Source organism: uncultured Maribacter sp., from assembly GCF_963975365.1.
In the GTDB taxonomy this organism is placed as follows: domain Bacteria; phylum Bacteroidota; class Bacteroidia; order Flavobacteriales; family Flavobacteriaceae; genus Maribacter.
Map to the genome: position 1 here is coordinate 148,134 of NZ_CAXBGF010000008.1, position 21,543 is coordinate 169,676.

The window sequence follows — 21,543 nt, forward strand, 5'->3', positions numbered from 1 at the left end:
AAATCTATTGAATTGGGTAATTAAAATAAAACTCTAATTTCTCGTAAGTATTATAATAGCCGAGGTAATAATCAAAGAAGCAATAGAAACTGTTAATCCAGCTCTGTTATCTAAAGTAGATTGTGTTACTGCAGATTGGTTTGGCTCTACATAAACCACATCATTTTGTGTTAAATAGTAAACTGGTGAATTTAAAGAAGCCTTTTTAGTAAGATCTATTCGTGTGTATACTTTGGTACCATTAAAATCTCGTATAACCAAAACATTGTCACGCTTACCTTTTATATTCAAATCGTTAGCAAGACCAATAGCCTCAAGTACGGTGATTTGCTCCCCATTTACTTGATAGGTACCTGGGCGATTTACTTGGCCCAAAACAGTTACCGTAAAATTTCGTAAACGTATATTAATGATTGGGTCCTTTAAATAAGGTTGCAATTTTTCCTTTAATAATATTTTAGTCTCCTCAGGAGTCAACCCTAGAATTTTAATATTGCCTATAACAGGAAAGTCGATTTCACCATTCTTATCCAAGATATAATCCAACTGCTGTGGTTGATTAAAACTACCTTCTCCTCTTGCACTAGAAAATAAGTTAAATGGTATACTTGCTGTAGGATCTAATGTAGACACATTAATCCCAATAACATCATCTACCTTAAACGTATTCGTATGCGTATTGTCACTGACTATAGTTTCATAATCAGAGGCATCTTGAAAATAAACGACATCCTTTTTTGAACCGCATGAAGCAATGAATATGCCTAAAAATATTAATAATGAGAATTTACTACGATTAGCTTTTAATATATTCATTTTTTAAATAATTAGTTAACATCGGTGAATCCGAAGCTGGTTAGGGTTGAACAATTTTTAATTTGGTGATATTTTGACCATCAGAATTAACGGATGAAGGTTTGTCTAATTCACAAAAATCTGAATTTTTTGAAACATATTCAGGTACGATTTCCTTCATTAGTTTAACGGTATTACCACTGAAAAACATATTAGTAATACATAACTCATCGATTTTAGAGCGTACTTTTGAATATTCAACATCACGAACCTTACTGATCTTTATTTTTTGATGGTAGGTCGGTAGGGTATTCTCACCGTTCGCCAAAAGCTCTTCATACAATTTCTCCCCAGGCCTTAATCCAGTAATTTTAATATCAATATCCTCCGGATAACGTAATCCAGAAAGCTTGATCATATTTTTAGCTAAATCAAAAATTTTCACAGACTCACCCATATCAAATATAAATATCTCACCACCTTCACCCATTGCACCTGCTTCCAACACTAATTGTGAAGCTTCTGGTATCGTCATAAAATAGCGCGTAATATCTTTGTGGGTCAATGTTAATGGCCCTCCTTTTTCAATCTGTTTTCTAAACAATGGTATTACAGATCCGTTCGACCCTAAAACATTACCAAAACGCGTAGTAATAAATTTAGTTTTATTTTCCTTTTGCATACAGCTAATATACATTTCAGCAATGCGTTTTGTTGCCCCCATAACATTGGTAGGGTTTACGGCCTTGTCCGTAGAGACAAAAACAAATTTTTCTATACCATGCAATACAGATAAATCAGCAACATTTTTGGTTCCTCCAATATTAATTTTAATAGCCTCATATGAATTATATTCCATTAGAGGTACATGTTTATAAGCAGCTGCATGAAAAACAATATTTGGGCGATGTTCTCCAAATAATGCATTCATACGATTTTTGTCTCTTATATCAGCAACTATAGGAATAAAGTTATGAAAGCCATTTTGTTTTAACTCTTGTTGTAAATCATATAATGCCGATTCGGCAGAATCGATTATGATTAAAGATTTATAAGAGTAATTACATATTTGCCGTACAATTTCACTACCAATAGAACCTGCACCTCCTGTTACGATGATAGTTTTGTTCATCAATTCCAAGGCAATCTTACTGTTCTTGATTTTAATCGGCGCACGATCAAGCAAGTCTTCAATTTGAACTTGTTTAATTTGCGAAACTTTCAACTCCCCATTAATCCAATCTTCTATAGGAGGCACAATTTTCACAACTATAGGGTAATCTACTAACCCTTCTACGGTCTTTCTTAATTTTTTAGAATCTATATTTTGAATAGAAAAAATTATTTCTGAAATATTATTCTTCAAAATAAAAGATTCCGTCAATGATTTTCTACCAAAAACAGGTACACCATTTATATTTTTCCCAATTTTCTTAACATCCCTATCAATATAGCCAAGTACCTTATATCTACTATTCGCATGGTTGGTTATTGCACCATGTGTTAATACTCCAGAATCACCTGCACCATAAATTAATACATTTTTATAGGATTTTTTACTACTGTTCATATTACTATAAACCGATTTAAAAACAAACCTAGAAGCTGTAAGGGCAATAAATGTGATAAGACTATTGATGATGATGATGGACAACGGAATCGTAAATTGATTAAGAATCTCAAGTTGTCTATTGGCTAAAACTATAAAAATAACTAGTATACTTGAAAAGCAGACCGTGTTAAAAATATTATAGACATCACGAACCCCTGTATGTCGAACAACTCCTTTATATGAACCAACAATTAAAAAAGCTACTAATGAAGTTATAAGCACCAGCGGAAGTTGTAACAATAAATTCTCAACTTCAAAATCTAAGGTTAAATTAAATCGTATTAAATACGACAAAATAAATGCACACGCTATCGTTACCAAATCAATGGCGAGCACTAACCATTTAGAGGCATATTTCTCTGTATTATACGCTAAATATTTCTGTATCATGCTAAAACGTTTTTAATGGTTGTAACTACGCGTTCCAAATCTTCTTGTTGTAAATTGGAGCCACTGGGCAAACAAAGACCTTTTTCGAAAAGGGCTTCAGAGGTTCCATCCATAAACTGTTTATGTTTACTAAATATTGGTTGTAAATGTAAAGGTTTCCATAATGGTCTAGATTCAATATTCCCATCCAAAAGAGCTAACCTTAGTTTTTCTCTCATTTCATAAGTAGATGTTAAGATACAACTTAACCATCTATTCGAAAAATAACCTGCTGGTTCCTCTAAAAAAGAGATTTCCTGAAAATCGTTAAGGGCATCTTTATAAAATTTATGATTTGCTCTTCTAGCATCTACCCTATCGCTCAACACTTCCATTTGTCCTCGTCCAATACCTGCAAGAACATTACTCATTCTATAATTATAGCCTATATGGGAATGTTGATAATGGGGTGCTTCGTCTCTCGCTTGGGTTGCCAAAAATATGGCCTTTTCAGCATAACTCTTATTATTGGACACCAAAGCTCCACCACCAGAAGTGGTTATGATTTTATTACCATTAAATGACAAAATACCAATATCGCCAAAAGCACCACAAGACTCCCCATTAAAAGTACTCCCCAACGCCTCAGCGCTGTCTTCTAAAACGGGAATTTGAAATTCATTCGCTATCGCTTTTATTTCGGCAACTTTATAAGGCATACCATATAAATGCACAGCTATAATTGCTTTTGGTTTTTTATGGGCCGCTATTCTATTTTCAATAGCCTCTCTTAATAATACAGGAGACATATTCCAGGTATCGGTTTCACTATCGACAAAAACAGGCTCAGCTCCTAAATAAAGTATTGGATTAGCAGAGGCTGAAAATGTAAAACTTTGACAAAGTACTTCATCACCCTTACCTACACCTAGTATTTCAAGTCCTAAATGAATAGCTGCGGTTCCTGAACTTAAGGCAGCAACATGAACTGAATTTCCTAGTTTTGTTTTAATCGAATGTTCAAAGGCGTTTACATTAGGCCCTAATGGAGCAATCCAATTGGTATCAAAAGCCTCATCAACATAATTTTTCTCCGTACCTCCCATATGTGGAGAGGACAGCCATATTTTAGTAGGTATAGAAATGGTTTTCAATGGTTGATCATTTTGGGTTACAAATATTACATTCAAAATTACTGATACATTTGCTCAAACGAGTGAATTATGAACTTAATTCGTTTAATATGTGGAAATTATCGGTCAAAAGAATTAACTTTTACTTTTTCTTGTATCAAGAGACCTTTAAACCTCAGAAATAAAGAGTTCATCGAAAATATATTTTCTATTCGGGCGTTATTTTCTAATCTTTGCTTTTTTAATCCCTATAAATATATTAATGAAAAAGATTACAAAAATATGCTGTATTGGTGCTGGTTATGTTGGCGGCCCAACAATGTCCGTTATCGCAAAACAATGCCCTGAAATACAAGTAACCGTTGTAGACATTAATAAAGACCGTATCGACCAATGGAATACTAAAGATCTCGATAATCTACCGATATATGAACCTGGATTAAAAGAAATTGTAGGAGAGAGAAGAGGTAAAAACCTATTTTTCTCTACAGAGGTAGATAACGCGATTGATGAAGCTCAAATGATATTCATCTCGGTAAATACGCCAACCAAAACCTATGGTAAAGGCAAGGGACAAGCGGCAGATTTAAAATTTATAGAATTGTGCGCTCGTAATATTGCCAAAGTAGCTAAAGACGATAAAATTGTTGTTGAAAAATCTACCTTACCGGTAAGAACTGCCCAGGCTATACAGAATATATTAGATAATACAGGCAATGCTGTTAAATTCGAGATTCTTTCCAATCCAGAGTTTTTGGCAGAAGGTACTGCTATAGAAGACTTACTACATGCCGATCGTGTTTTAATTGGTGGCAACGATACGCCAAGCGGTCAAGAAGCAAAAGATGCCTTAAGTGCGGTTTATGAACATTGGCTACCAAAAGAACGTATTTTACAAACCAATGTTTGGTCATCAGAATTATCTAAACTTGTGGCTAACGCCTTTTTAGCGCAACGTGTATCTTCTATAAATACCATTTCGGCCCTTTGTGAAAAAACAGATGCCAATATTCAAGAAATTTCCAGGGCAATTGGTTTTGATAGCCGCATTGGACCTAAATTTTTAAATGCCTCTGTTGGTTTTGGTGGCTCTTGTTTTCAAAAAGATATATTAAACTTGGTATATATCGCAAGATCTTATGGTTTAACAGAAGTGGCCAATTATTGGGAGCAGGTTATTATTGCCAACGACTACCAAAAGAGCCGTTTTGCAGAAAACATCATATCTACTTTATACAACACCATTTCAGGTAAAAAGATTGTAATATACGGCTGGGCTTTTAAAAAGGATACGAATGACACTAGAGAATCGGCAGCAATAGCCGTAGTAGATGCTTTATTGGAAGAAAGAGCTGAAATTATCGTGTATGATCCAAAAGTAACCAAAGAGCGAATATTTGCCGACCTCGATTATTTAAACACACGGTCGCCAGAAGAAAACAGAGCCCTATTAACGGTAACCAAAGACCCCATTAATGCTACCGAAGCTGCACATGCCATTGCAATTTTAACGGAATGGGATGAATTTAAAACCTATGACTGGAAAACAATTTATAAGCAAATGCTTAAACCAGCCTTTGTATTTGATGGTAGACGTTTATTAGATAATGACACCATGCAAGAAATAGGATTTAATTACTACAAAATAGGGCAATCATGAAAATTTTAGTAACCGGTGCCGCCGGTTTTATCGGCTTTTTTGTTTCTAAAAGTTTACTCGAAAAAGGTCATGACGTAATTGGTTTAGACAACATCAATGACTACTATGATGTGAATCTTAAGTACGCACGGTTAAACGAACTTGGTATAAAAAGAGAGCATGCCGAACAATTTAATGCGCTAACAAAAAGCACTACCAATGCAGCTTTTTCATTTATAAGACTGGCTCTTGAAGATCGCGAAAACCTACCAAATTTATTTAAAGAGCAAAATTTTGATGTGGTTTGCAATTTAGCGGCACAAGCAGGGGTTCGCTATAGTCTTGAAAATCCGGAAGCTTATGTTGATAGTAATTTGGTCGGTTTTCTGAATATATTAGAATGCTGCCGTAATTATAAGATCAAACATTTGGTATACGCCAGTAGTTCTAGTGTATATGGCTTAAATGAAAAAATACCATTTGAAACTACCGATGCCGTAGATCACCCAGTAAGCCTGTATGCCGCTACTAAGAAAAGTAATGAATTAATGGCGCACTCGTATAGTCACTTATACGGTTTTAAAACAACTGGTCTACGCTTCTTTACCGTCTACGGCCCTTGGGGAAGGCCCGATATGGCCATGTTTTTGTTTACCGATGCTATTGTTAATGATAAACCCATAAAAGTTTTCAATAATGGAAAGCTAGAGCGCGACTTCACCTATATCGATGATATCACCGAAGGCGTGGTTCGTATTATACAAAAACCGGTTTTAGCGCAATCGGAAAAGAAAGGTGAATTTAAAATATACAATATAGGAAATAGCAAGTCTGTTAAATTAATGGATTTCATTACCGCTATAGAAGAAAGCTTAGGTACAGTCGCAAAAAAGGAAATGTTACCCATGCAACCCGGCGATGTTGAAAAAACTTGGGCCAATGTAGATGATTTGATTGCTGATTATGAGTATCGACCGAATACACCTATAAAATTAGGGGTACAAAAGTTTATAGAATGGTACAAGGAGTATTATAAATAATACTCCTATATTAATTACTTAAATTTCCATTGTCGAATACCTTTTTTAGCAATGATGAACATATTTTTTTTATCCAAAATAGAACCCCCTGAGGATTCGCAATTTTTACAATCACAATTCTAATTCATGAGTTTATACCATCTTAATTCCAATTTTCACATTCTTGTCACAGGCGGCGCCGGCTTTATCGGTTCCAATCTTTGTAATGCTTTATTAGAAAATGGTAACCAAGTAACCTGCCTTGATAATTTTGCAACGGGAAAGCGTGAGAATTTAGCGCCGATTTTACCTAATCCAAAATTCACTTTGATAGAGGGTGATATACGAAACTTAAAAGATTGTCAAAAGGCCTGTGAAGGGGTGGATTATATCTTACACCAAGCAGCCTTGGGTTCGGTACCACGCTCTATCAATGACCCTATTACCAGTAATGACGTAAATGTTTCTGGATTTTTAAATATGTTGGTCGCCGCACGCGATGCCAAGGTAAAACGCTTTGTGTATGCCGCAAGCTCGTCTACCTATGGCGATTCGACAAACATGCCTAAAGTAGAGGATGTTATTGGAAAACCCCTTTCCCCCTACGCCATCACTAAATATGTAAACGAATTATATGCCGATGTGTTTAGCAAAACCTATGGCATAGAAACTATAGGCCTACGCTATTTTAATGTATTTGGCAGAAAACAGGATCCCGATGGAGCCTATGCTGCAGTGATTCCTAAGTTTGTAATGCAACTAATGAAACATGAATCTCCCGTAATTAATGGCGATGGTTCCTTTTCAAGAGACTTCACCTATATCGATAATGTGATACAAATGAATGTACGTGCCTTGGTTACGGAAAACCAAGCGGCCTTAAATACCGTATATAACACAGCTTTTGGTGAACGAACCGATTTAAATGAACTCACCCAATTGTTAAAAGAGTATCTAAGTGAATTTGATCCGGAAATAAAGAATATTAAAAACAGCTATGGTCCAACGCGCGCAGGAGATGTTCCTCATTCTTTGGCATCAATTGACAAAGCGAAGCAACTTTTAAGGTATGACCCGCAGTATGATATAAAATCGGGACTTAAAGAAGCTGTACAATGGTATTGGGAAAATTTGAACTAAATTTAGTAGTTGAATAATACACTAATGGTTACTGAGCGTAGCCGTTGTAAAATAGAATTGCTGAGGGAAACCGAGGTAACAAATAAAAATTATGAAAGACATTAAAATTGCCATCATTGGATTGGGTTATGTAGGATTACCTCTAGCCCGTTTATTTGCAACCAAATACCCTGTTGTAGGATTTGATATTAATCAGGGGCGTATCGATGAGCTTCGAAAAGGACATGACAGTACGTTAGAGGTGGAAGATGATATTCTTCAAGCAGTTTTAAAAGAATCACCTCAAATGAAAACAGGGCTGTATTGTTCCAATCAATTGGATGATATCGCAGACTGTACTTATTATATTGTTACGGTACCTACACCCGTAGACCGTACCAATCGCCCTATATTAACACCTTTATACAAGGCCAGTGAAACTGTTGGCCAAGTCTTAAAAAAAGGAGACACTGTTGTCTATGAATCTACCGTATACCCAGGCGTAACAGAAGATGAATGTATTCCTGTTTTGGAAAAAATAAGCGGCCTTACCTTTAATGTCGATTTCTTTGCGGGCTATTCCCCAGAACGTATTAACCCAGGGGATAAGGAACATACCGTTGAAAAAATATTAAAAGTAACATCGGGTTCTACGCCCGAAGTTGGTAAAAAAGTAGATGCGCTATATGCCTCTGTTATTACGGCAGGTACGCACTTAGCACCCAGTATAAAAGTAGCCGAGGCAGCCAAGGTCATCGAAAATTCGCAACGCGATATAAATATTGCTTTTGTCAATGAATTGGCTAAAATTTTCAACCTTATGGGTATCGACACCCATCAAGTATTGGAAGCAGCGGGTACCAAATGGAACTTTCTTCCTTTTAAACCAGGTTTAGTGGGCGGTCATTGTATAGGGGTCGATCCTTATTATTTGGCTCAGAAAGCCCAAGAATATGGCTACCACCCAGAAATTATCTTGGCGGGTAGACGTATGAACGACACCATGGGCAAGTATGTAGCATCTGAAGTGGTAAAACTTATGGTGCAGCGTGATATTAAAATAAAAGGGAGCAATATATTGGTCTTAGGTATCACCTTTAAAGAAAATTGCCCCGATGTTCGTAATACGAAAGCTGTAGATGTGATAAACAACTTAAAAACCTACGGTACAAATGTTACTATATATGATCCCTGGGCCTCTTCGAAAGAAGTGGAGCATGAATACAACATGAAGGTCATAAAAAATGTCCCTACCGAAAAATTTGATGCTATTGTTCTAACGGTAGCTCACAAAGAATTTTTAGAAATGGAGCTTAAAAAAATGCTTAAACCAGATGGTATTCTTTATGATGTAAAGGGCATTCTTAAAAAAGATGTGGACGGTAGATTGTAAAAATCATTAAGTACAGAATAAAAAAGCGTGTAAGAAATAAATTATTTCTTACACGATTTTTTATTCTAATTAAATTAAGATTCTTCAGCATTTGATATTAAACAATTAATTTATTTTTAAATATTTTAAAGTAAAAATTCTTAAAATTGTTAAGGGTTTACGTAGTTCATCGATTTTATTGAAATATTAGTGTATTTCATCGATTTAAAACATCCATTTAACAGATTCTCCCCGTATAGAAATGGTTATTACAAAGTAAGACTATACCTAATTAAAGTAATAACATTTAATTATTTAACATCTATTAAAAAATAATCTATAAAGCAAAACGTTGAACTAATAGGCATTCCAACAAAATTATGCAGTTCATCGAAAATATTGGTTATTTCATCGAAGATGCTAAATATTAAACTATAATTGTAACCCAAGTAAAATTGTTTTAAATTTTTAAAAAAAATACCTACTTATGCACAAATCCCTTAATCTAACCTACAAATTGAGCCTATCAATTTGTACCTTCTTTTTGTTGTTTTCCTGCAGCAAAGATGCCGACCTATTATCAGAATATGTAATCACTAAAAATGATGATCCACAAAGTATAACCTTATTGGCTGATGATAGTTTCTATATGGCCCCTGGTCAAAATTCCATTTTAATGGATGTTTTAAATAATGATAATTTGGGTTCTAATAGTAATGCCACTATTATAGGGACCTCAAATCCCATTAATGGTGTGGTAACCATTAATGATGATAATACTTTAACGTATAAAACTGGAACAGATTCTGCTACTGAAGAAGAAACAACCCCAACAGAGGAAACGACACCAACCGAAGAAACAACACCTGAAGAGGATAGTTTCACCTATACTGCTGAAGTAGTTAATGAAGAAACCGGAACGGTAACTCAAGAACAAGCTACTGTTTCCATCTCGGTTACGAATTCAGAAATGGGAGAATTGAAAGCATTCCCAGGCGCAGAAGGATACGGAAAATACACAACGGGAGGTAGAGGTGGATATGTTTATCATGTTACCAATTTGAATGATAGTGGTAGCGGTAGTTTACGTTATGGTTTAGAAACATTAAAAGGTAAAAGAACGATAATCTTTAATGTAAGCGGGTCTATAAAACTTCAATCATATTTAAAAATTGAGAACGAACATGGTGACGTAACTATTGCAGGGCAAACAGCTCCAGGGAATGGAATTTCAATTGAAGGAGCATCATTCTGGATTTCTGATTCTAACGTTATTTTACGATATTTGCGCATTAGACCTGGCTATGACTGGAATATGGTAAGTGGAACCCAACAAGACGATGCACTAAGGATTATTTCTTGGGACGAAGAAGTTTCAAATGTAATAGTAGATCATTGTTCAATTAGCTGGGGGAAAGATGAAAATATAGAAATTGGTGCAATTGGTGGTATTGGCGTTAGCGACGTAAGCATTCAAAATTCAATTATTTCTGAAAATATATCTACTGGTTATGGATTCATTTTATGGAAAAATGCAAATAATATTAGTATCTACAATAATCTTTTTGCCCATAATTCGGGAAGAAATATTGAATCTACTACTCCAAATTCTAGTTTTGAAATGATAAATAATATAGTTTATGGTTATAGATCAGGAACAAGGTTAGCATATCAAAATAAAATGAACTTAATAGGAAATTCATACATTACCAGACCTGGTTTAAATATAGAGTATGAGAATGTCAGATTAGAAAAAGGTACATCTGGTATTGGAATAGAAAATACACAAGCATTTATAGCTGATAATATCTCAGATAATGTACCTATTACTATTTCAAATATCGGAGAGACCAATTTACTTCCCTATTTAAAGGATTCAAAATTGTTAAGCTCTAATATTAACAATATATTGACACCTTTTATATTAAAGGATGAGTTGTTGCCAAATGTTGGTGCCTCATTAAATAGAGATTTAGTCGATCAAAGAGTCATTAATGATGTTTTAAATCTATCAGGAAAAATTATCAAAAATGAAAATGAAGTAGGTGGATTTCCTTTCATAGATCAGATTCAAAGACCAAATAATTTTGATAGTGATAGTGATGGTATGTCTGATGAATGGGAAATGAATTTATTCGGAAATTTAAGTCAAAAAAACAATGATGACAATAATAATAATGGTTTTACTAATCTTGAAGAATACTTACACTATTTGACAATAAATTAAAAAATTAATTTATTTGTACAAAAAAGGGTTGAAACTTAAGTTTCAACCCTTTTTTTTGTGTAATCTTTTTTTGGATAAAACTTAAAAAAAAATTAATATTCCACATCATAAATAATATATAATATAATTTTTAGTTATTAAGTTTTAAATTTCCTTTAAAAAATTTTAGCTGAACTTTACATTTTAACCAGATACATTGTCATAACTCAAATATTTATACTTTTTATAAATATTTGCCATTATAATTTTACTGTAATTTCAAAATGAAAATAAACATTGCCTTTGTAATTTACTCTTTAAGTTCAGGTGGAGCAGAAAGAGTTGTTTCTACATTATCAAATGGTTTGATTGAAAAATACAATGTTTTTATAATTACATTAGTTGAGTCTAAACCTTTCTACATAATTGACGATAGAATAAAATTGATTCATTTAGAAAATAAAATTCCTCCAAGTACTAATATTATAAATTCAATCCTTCTTAACAAAAGGCTATACAAAAAATTGGCAGAGAATTTTAAAATATTTCAAATAAAACTCGCGATTGGTTTTATGACCAATACTAATATTATAACAGTATTTGCTAGTAAAAAGGCTCATATACCAGTCCTTATAAGTGAAAGAAACAACCCAAAATTAGAGAAAACATCCATGTTTTGGAAGATTCTAAGACGCATAGCTTATCCCTTATCTAATAAGTTAATAGTGCAAACCAATCCAATTAGAGATCATTATCTAAATTACATCAAGTATGATGATATTTCTATTTTACCGAATCCAATTTCAACAGAACATCAAAAAATTCGTAAGAGTCACAAAATAATAAAAGAAAATATTATCCTTAATGTAGGTAGACTAGCCCCGCAAAAAGGACAGGATATTATTATAAATGCATTTTCAGAATTAAATCCGAAAAATTGGGAATTACATTTAATAGGTGATGGACCTAAAAGGATAGAGTACCAAGAACTTATAAATAGTCTGAATATGCAATCCAAAATTAAAATAATTGGAAAAATTAGTGATATTACAGAGTATTACCTTCGTTCTAAAATTTTTGTTTTTCCTTCAAGATATGAAGGCTTTCCAAATGCATTGACCGAGGCAATGTTTTTAGGCTTACCTGTAGTTTCTTCGAATTGCCCGACCGGCCCTTCGGAATTAATAATTGACTCCGAAAATGGCTATTTAGTACCAGTAGATGATATTAGATTATTTAAAGACAAAATGAAGCTTTTAATTAACGATGAACCACTAAGAGAATCTATAGGGTTTAATGCATCAAATAGCTTAAATCATTTGATTGCCGATAACGTAGTAGCACAGTGGACAATAATTATTGAAGAAAACTTAAAATCGTGAACTTAAAACAAATTCAATCATATTTACTTCAACATTTAAAAAAAGATGTGCTTAGAAATATTATACTAGTTAGCTCATTAACTTTTATTACTAGTTTATTAGGTTTTTTCAAGGAAGCTGTTGTAGCCTCAAACTACGGACTTTCTCTAGAATTAGACACGTTTTTTGTTGCCCTTCTAATACCAGGATTGATAAGTACTGTTTTCCTAGGATCTTACAAAAGTGTATTTATACCTAACTACATAAACGAAATACATAATAATGGCAATATTAAAAGCTTTCAAACAGCTGGTCTTACATTAACCATTTTCATCAGTATTATTTTCATAATTATCGCAATTATAGGATCAGACTTATATTTAGACTTTTTATTTCCCAACAAAAGTTTAGAATTTTATGGTATGGTAAAAAAGCAATTTTATATAATTCTACCTTCAATTTTGTTTTGGGGCATAGCTTCAATTCTTGGTGCATTATTATATGTGAATAATGAATTTAAATTTAGTTCCTTATCTGGAATATTTACTCCTATAGTCATACTTATATTAATTTATAATTTTAAATCGGAATTTGATGACACTCTTTTGTCATGGGGTACAACAATTGGAGCAATCATAAGCTGTCTTTATTTATTCATTATTACTAAAAGTAAAAAAATTCTTTCTCTAGGAAATATTGAACTAAACAATGCAAATATCATAATAACCCTCAAACAATTACCTGCAAAAATTTCTTCAGGATTACTAACTGCATTAAATGATGTAGTCGATCAATTTTTTGCTGCCCAACTTATACTTGGATCAATTACAGCTCTAAATTATGGTATGAAAATTCCTGCTTTTTTAGCGAGCCTCTTACTTGTAGCTTTCTCAAACGTTTTACTCCCTTATTTTTCAAAATCAGTAATAGCTGATAAGGTAAATTCATTTCGAATATTATTTAAAAACGTTAATTGGGTGTTTATAGCATTAATATTAGTTTCCTTAATTGGTATTTTTTGCTCTGATATGGTGGTAAGTTTATTATTTGAAAGAAAGGAATTCACAACTGCAGATACTAAAATAGTATCTACAATTCAAAAGATTTTTTTGACTTATATTCCTTTTAAAATTACAGGAATGATTATGGTTAATTTTGCAACTAGCATAAATGAAAATAAAATCATGGCAATAATTTCTTTAGTTGCAGTTGTTTTAAATGTTGTATTAGACTTTTATTTTATGGAAATTTATGGAGTTTTTGGAATCGCCATTTGCACAACAATAATTGTAGTTTTCAAATCATTGTCAATATATATTTACCTTAAAAAAATAAGTGAAAAATGAAACTATTATTATTAAATGTAATTAAATGAAACAAAAATTAAAAATCATATATCATAAAACTTTATTTGGAAAAGTTATTCAGTATCTATTCCATAGCTCTAAGAACAAAATTTGGGCAGATAGTTGGGTGATTAAATACAATTATTGGAAAAGTACAGGTTTAAAATTGAATTTAAAGAACCCAAAAACATTAAATGAAAAAATTAATTGGTTAAAAATAAATGACAGAACCGCATTACATACTATTTGCGCTGATAAATTTAAAGTTAGAGATTACATTTCAAATGAAATCGGCTCAGAGTATTTGATACCGTTATTATTTGAAACAAAGAACGCTGCTGAAATTAATGAATCAACTATTCCTGATACCCCTAATATAATTAAAACTAATCATGATAGTGGAGGTGTCATTATAGTTTTTGATAAGCGAAAAGTGAATTACGCTGAAATACAAAAGAGACTGCAGTCAAGATTAAATAAAAATTATTACTATAATCAAAAAGAATGGCAATACAAAAATATAAAACCTAGAATAATAATTGAAAAGCTATTATTGACTAGAGAAAACGAAATACCTATGGATTATAAAATCCATTGTTTGAATGGAAACCCACACATGATTCAAGTTGATATTGGTCGTAATTCTCAAAATCATTATAGAAATTGGTATTATCCAAATTGGAAAAGATGTCCTTTTAAATGGACTGCATTAAAAGATAACGGCAAAACAACAGAGCCGGCTGATTTTGACATAAAACCACCTGCAAGGTTAGATAAAATGTTAGAATTATCCAAAAAGCTTGCTAGTCCTTTTGATTACGCCAGAATTGATTGGTATGATGTTAATGATAAAATTTATTTTGGTGAAATAACATTCCATCATGATAGTGGAACAAGATTAATAGAACCAATCGAATGGGACTATAAATTAGGTGAGATACTAAAACTTAGAACTATTTAAAAAAAAATACATTGACAAAAAAAATTTTAAAATATGTTATTCTACTATTAGTTCTTTGTAACATGCCAGGTTTTGTACTATTATATTTTGGACCAGTATTTGGATCTGCGGCAAGTTATTTAACCACAATATTATTAATAATATATTTTTTCATTTCCAAACCATGGCAGAAACCTGTGGTGCCAATTATCATTTTTACTTTACTATACTTTTTATTAAGTAGTCTAAACTACAATGGAGATGAAATTTATTTTCTAAAGGAATTTTTAAGATTTTTCATCTTAATTATTTGCATTACTCAAGTCATGTATGATTCAAGCTATAGAGACATCTTTTATATTTTATTAATAGGTGGTATTAGTGTTATCATAAATGGTTTAGTATTCCCTGAAACAAATGTTATTTATCACCTTGTAAGAGGTCGATATGCTGGTTTCTTACTTAATCCAAATACAGCAGGAATAGTATGTTTATTAGGAATGGCTTTAAGTTATTCCATAAATAACAAATTATTCAAACTACTTGGACAGGCTATTTTTACTTTTGCAGGCATTTTAACATTATCAAGAACTTTCATTGCTGTATGGGTAGTAATAAATCTATTTGCCATTTTTAAAGATAGAAAAAATTTACTAGCTCCAATTATAGGTACCATAGCCGTTACGGTGATGATTACATTTACAAATAGTAAAAACTTTGCCTCAGATAGATTTGATGCTTTTACAAGCTTTTTTGTTGAGGGTGAAGTTAAAACTAAAACATTAAACAATGATACTAGAGATAAAACTTGGGCCTTATATTACGATTTAATTTTTAAAAAGCCAATTTTAGGCCATGGTTATAATTCATTTCAATTACAAAGGCAAAACTTACCTGGAGTTCATAATAGTTACTTAATGGTTATTGGTGAAAGTGGAATTTTACCGTTTATACTATTTATCGGTTTTTATCTATATCTGCTAAAAAACTCAATAGGGCATTTTTACAAAGAACCATATTTAACATATACGATTTTAGTAATATTATTAAATTTAATGGTAAGTCACACTTTTTTCACAAATTATCAAAGTTTAGCTTTGTCAATTTTTGTTTTTTTAAGAATAAGAGAAATTAAAGACAAGAAGAATAATTTAGAGCATATTAAGTCTAATTGATTACGTTAACCATCTACTATTAAAAAATAGTTATAGAATTTTTTTAAAAAAAAATTCGTTATAATATTTAAATTTCTTCTTGAAGATTTTGATATTTCATGAAAATAATGTAGAAAATCTCTAATGCTTTTTTAAATAAAATATAATACCCTTTAAATGAAAATTGATTTTATAATTGGAAGTCTAAATGCTGGGGGTGCCGAGCGTGTTGTTAGTAGATTAGCCAATCATTTTGCTGAAAAAGGCTACATTGTTAGAGTTATTACCTTTAGAGATGGTGATGGATATTCTCTTCACCCAAGTGTAAGTAGAATACGTTTACATAATGATTTAAAATTTTTCAACTATACAATATTCAAAGCTTTCATTTATCTATTTAAATTTTACTGGTACAAACAGAATAGACCAAAAATCATTAGCTCACATATTGATTTACTAGGACTAGCAACAATACCAGTTGCCAAATTTCTAAATATTAAAATTGTTGTGACAGAACATTTTAATCATTTTAATCAAGAAATAAACTTTTCAAAAAGAATACTTTGGAATTACTTTTATAAATTACCAGATGCAATTACAGTTCTTACAAATTTTGACAAGCCATACTTTGAACAAAGGAATAAAAGAGTCAGAGTTATTTTAAATCCATGTTCGTTTGAACCTATTGAAAACCTAAATACGCTAAGAAAAAAAGAAATCTTGGCGATAGGTGATTTAAATAGGCTTAATCATAAAGGATTTGACAATTTGATAGATATTGCAATATCAGTATTGCCATATCATAGTGATTGGAAATTAAAGATTATTGGACAAGGCGATGAAGGTCTGAAGTTTTTAAAAAACAAATTAAACAATTCCCCAATTGAAAATCAGGTGATTTTTACAGGATATCGAAACGATATTAACGAACTAATGAGGAGTGCAGAAATTTTTATATTAACCTCAAGACACGAAGGCTTACCTTTAGTTTTAATTGAAGCCATGTCACAAGGTATGGCATGCATTTCCTATAATTGTATTTCTGGACCTTCAGATATAATAACCAATAACATTGATGGTGTCTTAATCCAAGACCAGGACATTAAGGAAATGTGTCTAAAATTGAACCAATTAATTGGGGATAGCTCGCAAAGAAAATTTCTTAGAAACAATACCCCAAAATCATTAAATAAATTTTCAATAGAAGAAATAGGTTCGCAATGGGAAAACTTATTTAAAGAAATCATTGAAAACAATTAGAAAATATTACTATGTGTGGAATATACGGTAGCACAATACCCTACTCAAACGAACAAGTAACTGCGAAACTAAAGAGAACTAATTTTAGAGGACCAGACAGCTCTAAAAACATTCAACTAAAAACTAATAATGGTACATTACATTTGGGTCATAACCGTCTCTCGATTATAGATTTAGATATACGTTCTAATCAGCCTTTTACATATCAAAACCATATACATATTGTATTTAATGGGGAAATATTTAATTTTCTAGAAATCAAAGATAGTCTAAGTTTAAAAGGCTATAGTTTTCATACAACAAGTGACACTGAAGTGATTTGTGCTGCTTACTTAGAATATGGTATTGATTGTGTAAAGTATTTTAATGGCATGTTTGCTTTTGTAATTTACGACGAAAAAAAACAAAAACTTTTTGGAGCACTAGATCGTTTAGCTCAAAAGCCATTTTATTACTTTTTAAATGGCAAAGATTTTGAGTTTGCAAGTCAGATTTCTAGTATAAAATTATATAATAAAGAATTAAGTATTTCAGAAAAAGCAATTGACGGCTATTTTTCTTGGGGCTATATACCTTCAACAAATAGTATATATAACGAAGTTCACAAATTGGCAGCAGGTCATCAATTTGAATTTGACCTAAATTCAGGTCATTTTGAAACCAAACAGTATTGGGACATAGCTTACAAAGCTAAACAAGATACTAGTCTAACCTACATTAAAGCTAAAGAAGTACTTGAAGAGTTAATATTAGATGCTACAAAAATTCGACTTTTTGCTGATGTTCCCGTTGGTGTATTTTTATCAGGCGGTATTGACTCTTCTTTAATTACAGCTTTAGCGACAAAAAGTACCTCAGAAAAAGTAAAAACATTTTCAATTAAGTTTAATGATGACGGTTTTGATGAAAGTGGATATGCTCAATTAGTAGCAGACCACTTACAAACCGATCATAATACTATACTTTGCGATAAAAATGATGGATTGGATTTAATAGAAAATTTGAATCATTATTATGATGAACCATTTGCTGACTCTTCAGCTATACCGTCTATGCTTTTAGCAAAGCACACTAGAAAACATGTTACTGTCGCATTATCTGGCGATGCTGGTGATGAGAATTTTTTAGGTTATCACAGATATGACTGGTTAAGAATAATAAACTATTTTATGGCTTTACCATATCCTGTAAGAAAATTAGTAGCCAAAGGTATTTCTGCAGTTCCCAATTATAGATATAAAATAGTTGGAATGGTAATAGATAGTAAAACTGTTGAAGAGGCGTATGTAAAAAGTGTTAAAGGGGCCAATCCTGATTGGAGAAATAAAGAGTTAAATTCTCAAGAGTTAGATGAGCTTAAGTATTTAGTAGGTAACAATGTTGATATTTATCAAAAAGCAGGAAACTTTGATTTAAAAACTTATTTACCTTATGATATAAATACTAAGGTAGACCGAGCAACTATGGCATTTTCTTTAGAAGCTAGATCTCCATTATTAGATTATCGTGTAGTTGAATATGCACAAAGACTTCCTACAAATTTTAAATATCAACATGGTAATCAAAAAAGAATATTAAAAGATATTTTATATAATCATGTTCCTAAAGAAATTTTTGACCGTCCAAAGGCAGGGTTTGAAATTCCATTTAAAGAATGGTTTCGTAAAGATTTAAAGGATTTTGTTTTGTCTTCACTAAATGAAAATGAGTTAAAATCAATTCCAGGCATTAAACCTGATAAAGTATCATTCTATATTGATCAACATATGAAGGGTGAAGCAAACAATTATGCTCTGATATGGCGATTATTGGTACTAAGTCAATGGCTATCTGCTAACAAAGAAGGTCTATCAATTAAATAACCTTAAATGAGAATTGCTATATTAATATACTCATTAGCAGGCGGAGGCGCAGAAAGAGTCATATCTTACCTTCTACCCTATTTAAAAAATAAGGGTATCGAAGTACATCTTGTTTTAATGAATAACACTATTAGTTATGACATACCTAGCGACATTCCTATTCACTACATTGAGCAGTCCCAAGGTGATGAGAGTGGTATTTTAAAACTTTTAAAACTGCCTGGACTAGCATACAAATATGCTAAGCTACTTAACAAATTAGAAATTACCCATTCGTTTGCAATGCTTACGAGACCAAGTTACATCAACATTCTTTCAAGATATTTTACTTCTAGAAAATTTAAACTTGTAATTAGCGAAAGATCTCACCCCAGTATGCAATATGGGTATGGTAATTTACAATCAAAAATTAATAATTTTCTAATAAAATTATTATATCCTAAAGCAGACACAATTATATGCAATTCAAGAGGTAATGGCGATGATTTAATTCAAAATTATAATGTTAATGCTAACAAGATTACTATAATTCATAATCCTATTGATATTGATAAAATTAACAAAGTACATAAAATAGAATCAGTTTTTAATTCTGAAAAATTTAACTTAGTAACTATTGGCAGAATGGATGCGGGTAAAAATCATGAATTATTAATTAGATCCATTGAAGGTATTAAAAATGTTCACCTGTATATTCTTGGTAATGGATCTTTAAGAAGTTATTTAGAGGATTTAGTGACTGACAAAAAGCTTCAAGACAATGTAACTTTTTTAGGCTTTGACAATAACCCTTACAAATACTTAAAGGCAGCTGATTTATTTGTATTTGGATCTAACCATGAAGGTTTTCCAAATGTTCTGTTAGAGGCAATGTGTTGTGGTTTACCAATTTTATCAACCAATTGCAAATCGGGTCCTGATGAAATTCTGGAACTTAAAACACCAACTAATAACGATATAATGGTTACCGATTATGGTATACTTACACCTATAAATAACTTAGAATTATTTAAAAAAGGTCTAACTTACTGCTTAGACCACCCTGAATTTCTTAAAAGCTGCAAAATTAATGCTGCCAGCCGCATACTAGATTTTGAAAGAGAACCCATTTTAGAAGCGTACACCTCTCATATTTTGTCTTAAAACATGTCTGAAACAAACAATAATAGTAGTAGAAAAAAAGTAATTAGAACTGCTGCCATACCGGCATCTTTATATGGCTTGCTTAAAGGTCAGCTTCATTTTCTAAATCAATATTATGAAATTGTAGGCGTTGCTTCTGAAGGCGATTTAATGCCTAAAATTGAAGAACGAGAGGGCATAAAAACTAAGTCTATAAATATTGAGCGTAACATAAGCCCGATCAAAGATTTAATTTCTCTATTTCAATTATATCGTTTTTTTAAAAAAGAAAAACCAATTATGGTACATTCCATTACGCCAAAAGCTGGTTTACTAAGCATGTCTGCGGCATACCTAGCAAAAGTTCCTGTTAGAGCTCACACATTTACAGGTTTAATTTTCCCAACCCAAGAAGGTTTTATGAAGAAACTCTTATTATTTTTTGATAAAATAATCTGCAGTTTCGCAACACATATTTATCCTGAAGGCAACGGAGTTAAAAATGACCTTGTAAATTATAAAGTTACCAAAAAGCCTTTAAAAGTGATTGCCAATGGTAACGTTAATGGAAAGGATATGACCTATTTTGACCCCACTCTTTATTCAAAGGAAGAGCTTTTACTAAAAAGAAAAAAATATGGTATTGAATCGAATGATTTTGTATTCATATTCATTGGTAGATTAGTAAATGACAAAGGCGTTAACGAATTAGTTTATGCATTTAAAAAACTATTAATACAAGAAAAAGACGTCAAACTACTTTTAGTAGGTTCTTATGAAGGAGAGACCGATATTTTACCAGAATCTACCCTTAACATGATTAAGGAAGAAGAACATATTATTTGCGCTGGACAACAAAACGATGTAAGACCCTTTTTATGCCTTTCTAATGCCTTAGTTTTTCCAAGTTACCGAGAAGGTTTCCCGAATGTCGTTTTAGAAGCAGGAGCTTTGGGTCTGCCTTCTATTGTTACAGACATTAATGGAAGCAATGAAATTATAAAACAAAATGAAAATGGAGTTATTATTCCATCTAAAAATGAGTTTGCATTATTTGAAGCTATGCTATTATTCATGAATGATAAGGATCTATTAAAAAAAATGCATGGGAATGCAAGACCAATGATCGGAAGTCGTTACGAGCAAAGTTATGTTTGGAATGCTTTGCTTGAGGAGTATAATAGAATTTTAATTACTACCTAATTGAAATTCTATTATAATGAAAATATTTCTT

At 31.9% G+C, this 21,543-nt stretch carries 16 protein-coding genes; 13 read left to right on the forward strand and 3 right to left on the reverse strand.

Annotation, left to right across the window (positions count from 1 at the left end):
• Window positions 1-33: 33 nt before the first annotated feature.
• The 3 genes from AACZ49_RS11240 to AACZ49_RS11250 are packed head-to-tail and all read right to left on the reverse strand — an operon-like array spanning window position 34 to window position 3,882.
• The gene (locus AACZ49_RS11240) at window positions 34-816 is read right to left on the reverse strand and encodes a polysaccharide biosynthesis/export family protein (protein ID WP_339654693.1); all 783 of its coding nucleotides are present in this window, start codon (window positions 814-816) and stop codon (window positions 34-36) included.
• A gap of 40 nt (window positions 817-856) precedes the next feature.
• The gene (locus AACZ49_RS11245) at window positions 857-2,797 is read right to left on the reverse strand and encodes a nucleoside-diphosphate sugar epimerase/dehydratase (RefSeq protein WP_339654695.1); all 1,941 of its coding nucleotides are present in this window, start codon (window positions 2,795-2,797) and stop codon (window positions 857-859) included.
• Window positions 2,794-3,882 carry a DegT/DnrJ/EryC1/StrS family aminotransferase gene (locus tag AACZ49_RS11250; protein WP_339654755.1) on the reverse strand — a complete coding sequence of 363 codons (1,089 nt, stop codon included), beginning with the start codon at window positions 3,880-3,882 and terminating at the stop codon, window positions 2,794-2,796. The genes AACZ49_RS11245 and AACZ49_RS11250 overlap by 4 nt, the downstream gene beginning before the upstream one ends.
• Window positions 3,883-4,171: 289 nt before the next feature.
• On the opposite strand from AACZ49_RS11250, the gene AACZ49_RS11255 reads away from it, so the two are divergent.
• From AACZ49_RS11255 to AACZ49_RS11315, 13 genes are all read left to right on the forward strand, one after another.
• Entirely contained in the window at window positions 4,172-5,569 is a 1,398-nt protein-coding gene (locus AACZ49_RS11255) for a nucleotide sugar dehydrogenase (protein ID WP_339654698.1), read from the forward strand.
• The gene (locus AACZ49_RS11260) at window positions 5,566-6,588 is read left to right on the forward strand and encodes an NAD-dependent epimerase (RefSeq protein WP_339654701.1); all 1,023 of its coding nucleotides are present in this window, start codon (window positions 5,566-5,568) and stop codon (window positions 6,586-6,588) included. Before AACZ49_RS11255 ends, AACZ49_RS11260 begins: the two co-directional genes overlap by 4 nt.
• A gap of 126 nt (window positions 6,589-6,714) precedes the next feature.
• Window positions 6,715-7,707 (forward strand): SDR family oxidoreductase, encoded by a 993-nt coding sequence (locus AACZ49_RS11265; protein ID WP_339654704.1) that lies wholly within the window; start codon window positions 6,715-6,717, stop codon window positions 7,705-7,707.
• 91 nt (window positions 7,708-7,798) lie between these two features.
• Window positions 7,799-9,079, forward strand: coding sequence for a nucleotide sugar dehydrogenase (locus tag AACZ49_RS11270; RefSeq protein WP_339654706.1), 1,281 nt, complete (start codon window positions 7,799-7,801; stop codon window positions 9,077-9,079).
• A 466-nt stretch (window positions 9,080-9,545) separates the two neighbouring features.
• Window positions 9,546-11,285: a hypothetical protein gene (locus AACZ49_RS11275; RefSeq protein WP_339654708.1), complete on the forward strand. Its 1,740-nt coding sequence runs from the start codon at window positions 9,546-9,548 to the stop codon at window positions 11,283-11,285.
• A gap of 263 nt (window positions 11,286-11,548) precedes the next feature.
• Entirely contained in the window at window positions 11,549-12,646 is a 1,098-nt protein-coding gene (locus tag AACZ49_RS11280; protein ID WP_339654710.1) for a glycosyltransferase family 4 protein, read from the forward strand.
• Window positions 12,643-13,971: a lipid II flippase MurJ gene (locus tag AACZ49_RS11285; protein ID WP_339654713.1), complete on the forward strand. Its 1,329-nt coding sequence runs from the start codon at window positions 12,643-12,645 to the stop codon at window positions 13,969-13,971. The genes AACZ49_RS11280 and AACZ49_RS11285 overlap by 4 nt, the downstream gene beginning before the upstream one ends.
• A 25-nt stretch (window positions 13,972-13,996) precedes the next feature.
• The gene (locus tag AACZ49_RS11290) at window positions 13,997-14,932 is read left to right on the forward strand and encodes an ATP-grasp fold amidoligase family protein (RefSeq protein WP_339654716.1); all 936 of its coding nucleotides are present in this window, start codon (window positions 13,997-13,999) and stop codon (window positions 14,930-14,932) included.
• Window positions 14,933-14,943: 11 nt separating this feature from the next.
• On the forward strand, window positions 14,944-16,086 hold the full coding sequence (locus AACZ49_RS11295) for an O-antigen ligase family protein (protein WP_339654719.1): 1,143 nt from the start codon (window positions 14,944-14,946) through the stop codon (window positions 16,084-16,086).
• A gap of 156 nt (window positions 16,087-16,242) precedes the next feature.
• On the forward strand, window positions 16,243-17,325 hold the full coding sequence (locus tag AACZ49_RS11300) for a glycosyltransferase family 4 protein (RefSeq protein ID WP_339654722.1): 1,083 nt from the start codon (window positions 16,243-16,245) through the stop codon (window positions 17,323-17,325).
• A gap of 11 nt (window positions 17,326-17,336) precedes the next feature.
• Window positions 17,337-19,187 carry an asparagine synthase (glutamine-hydrolyzing) gene (gene asnB, locus AACZ49_RS11305; RefSeq protein WP_339654724.1) on the forward strand — a complete coding sequence of 617 codons (1,851 nt, stop codon included), beginning with the start codon at window positions 17,337-17,339 and terminating at the stop codon, window positions 19,185-19,187.
• 6 nt (window positions 19,188-19,193) lie between these two features.
• A complete protein-coding gene (locus tag AACZ49_RS11310; RefSeq protein ID WP_339654727.1) occupies window positions 19,194-20,330 on the forward strand; it encodes a glycosyltransferase in 1,137 nt (378 codons plus the stop codon).
• A gap of 3 nt (window positions 20,331-20,333) precedes the next feature.
• Window positions 20,334-21,512 carry a glycosyltransferase family 4 protein gene (locus AACZ49_RS11315; protein WP_339654730.1) on the forward strand — a complete coding sequence of 393 codons (1,179 nt, stop codon included), beginning with the start codon at window positions 20,334-20,336 and terminating at the stop codon, window positions 21,510-21,512.
• The last annotated feature ends 31 nt before the right edge of the window (window positions 21,513-21,543 follow it).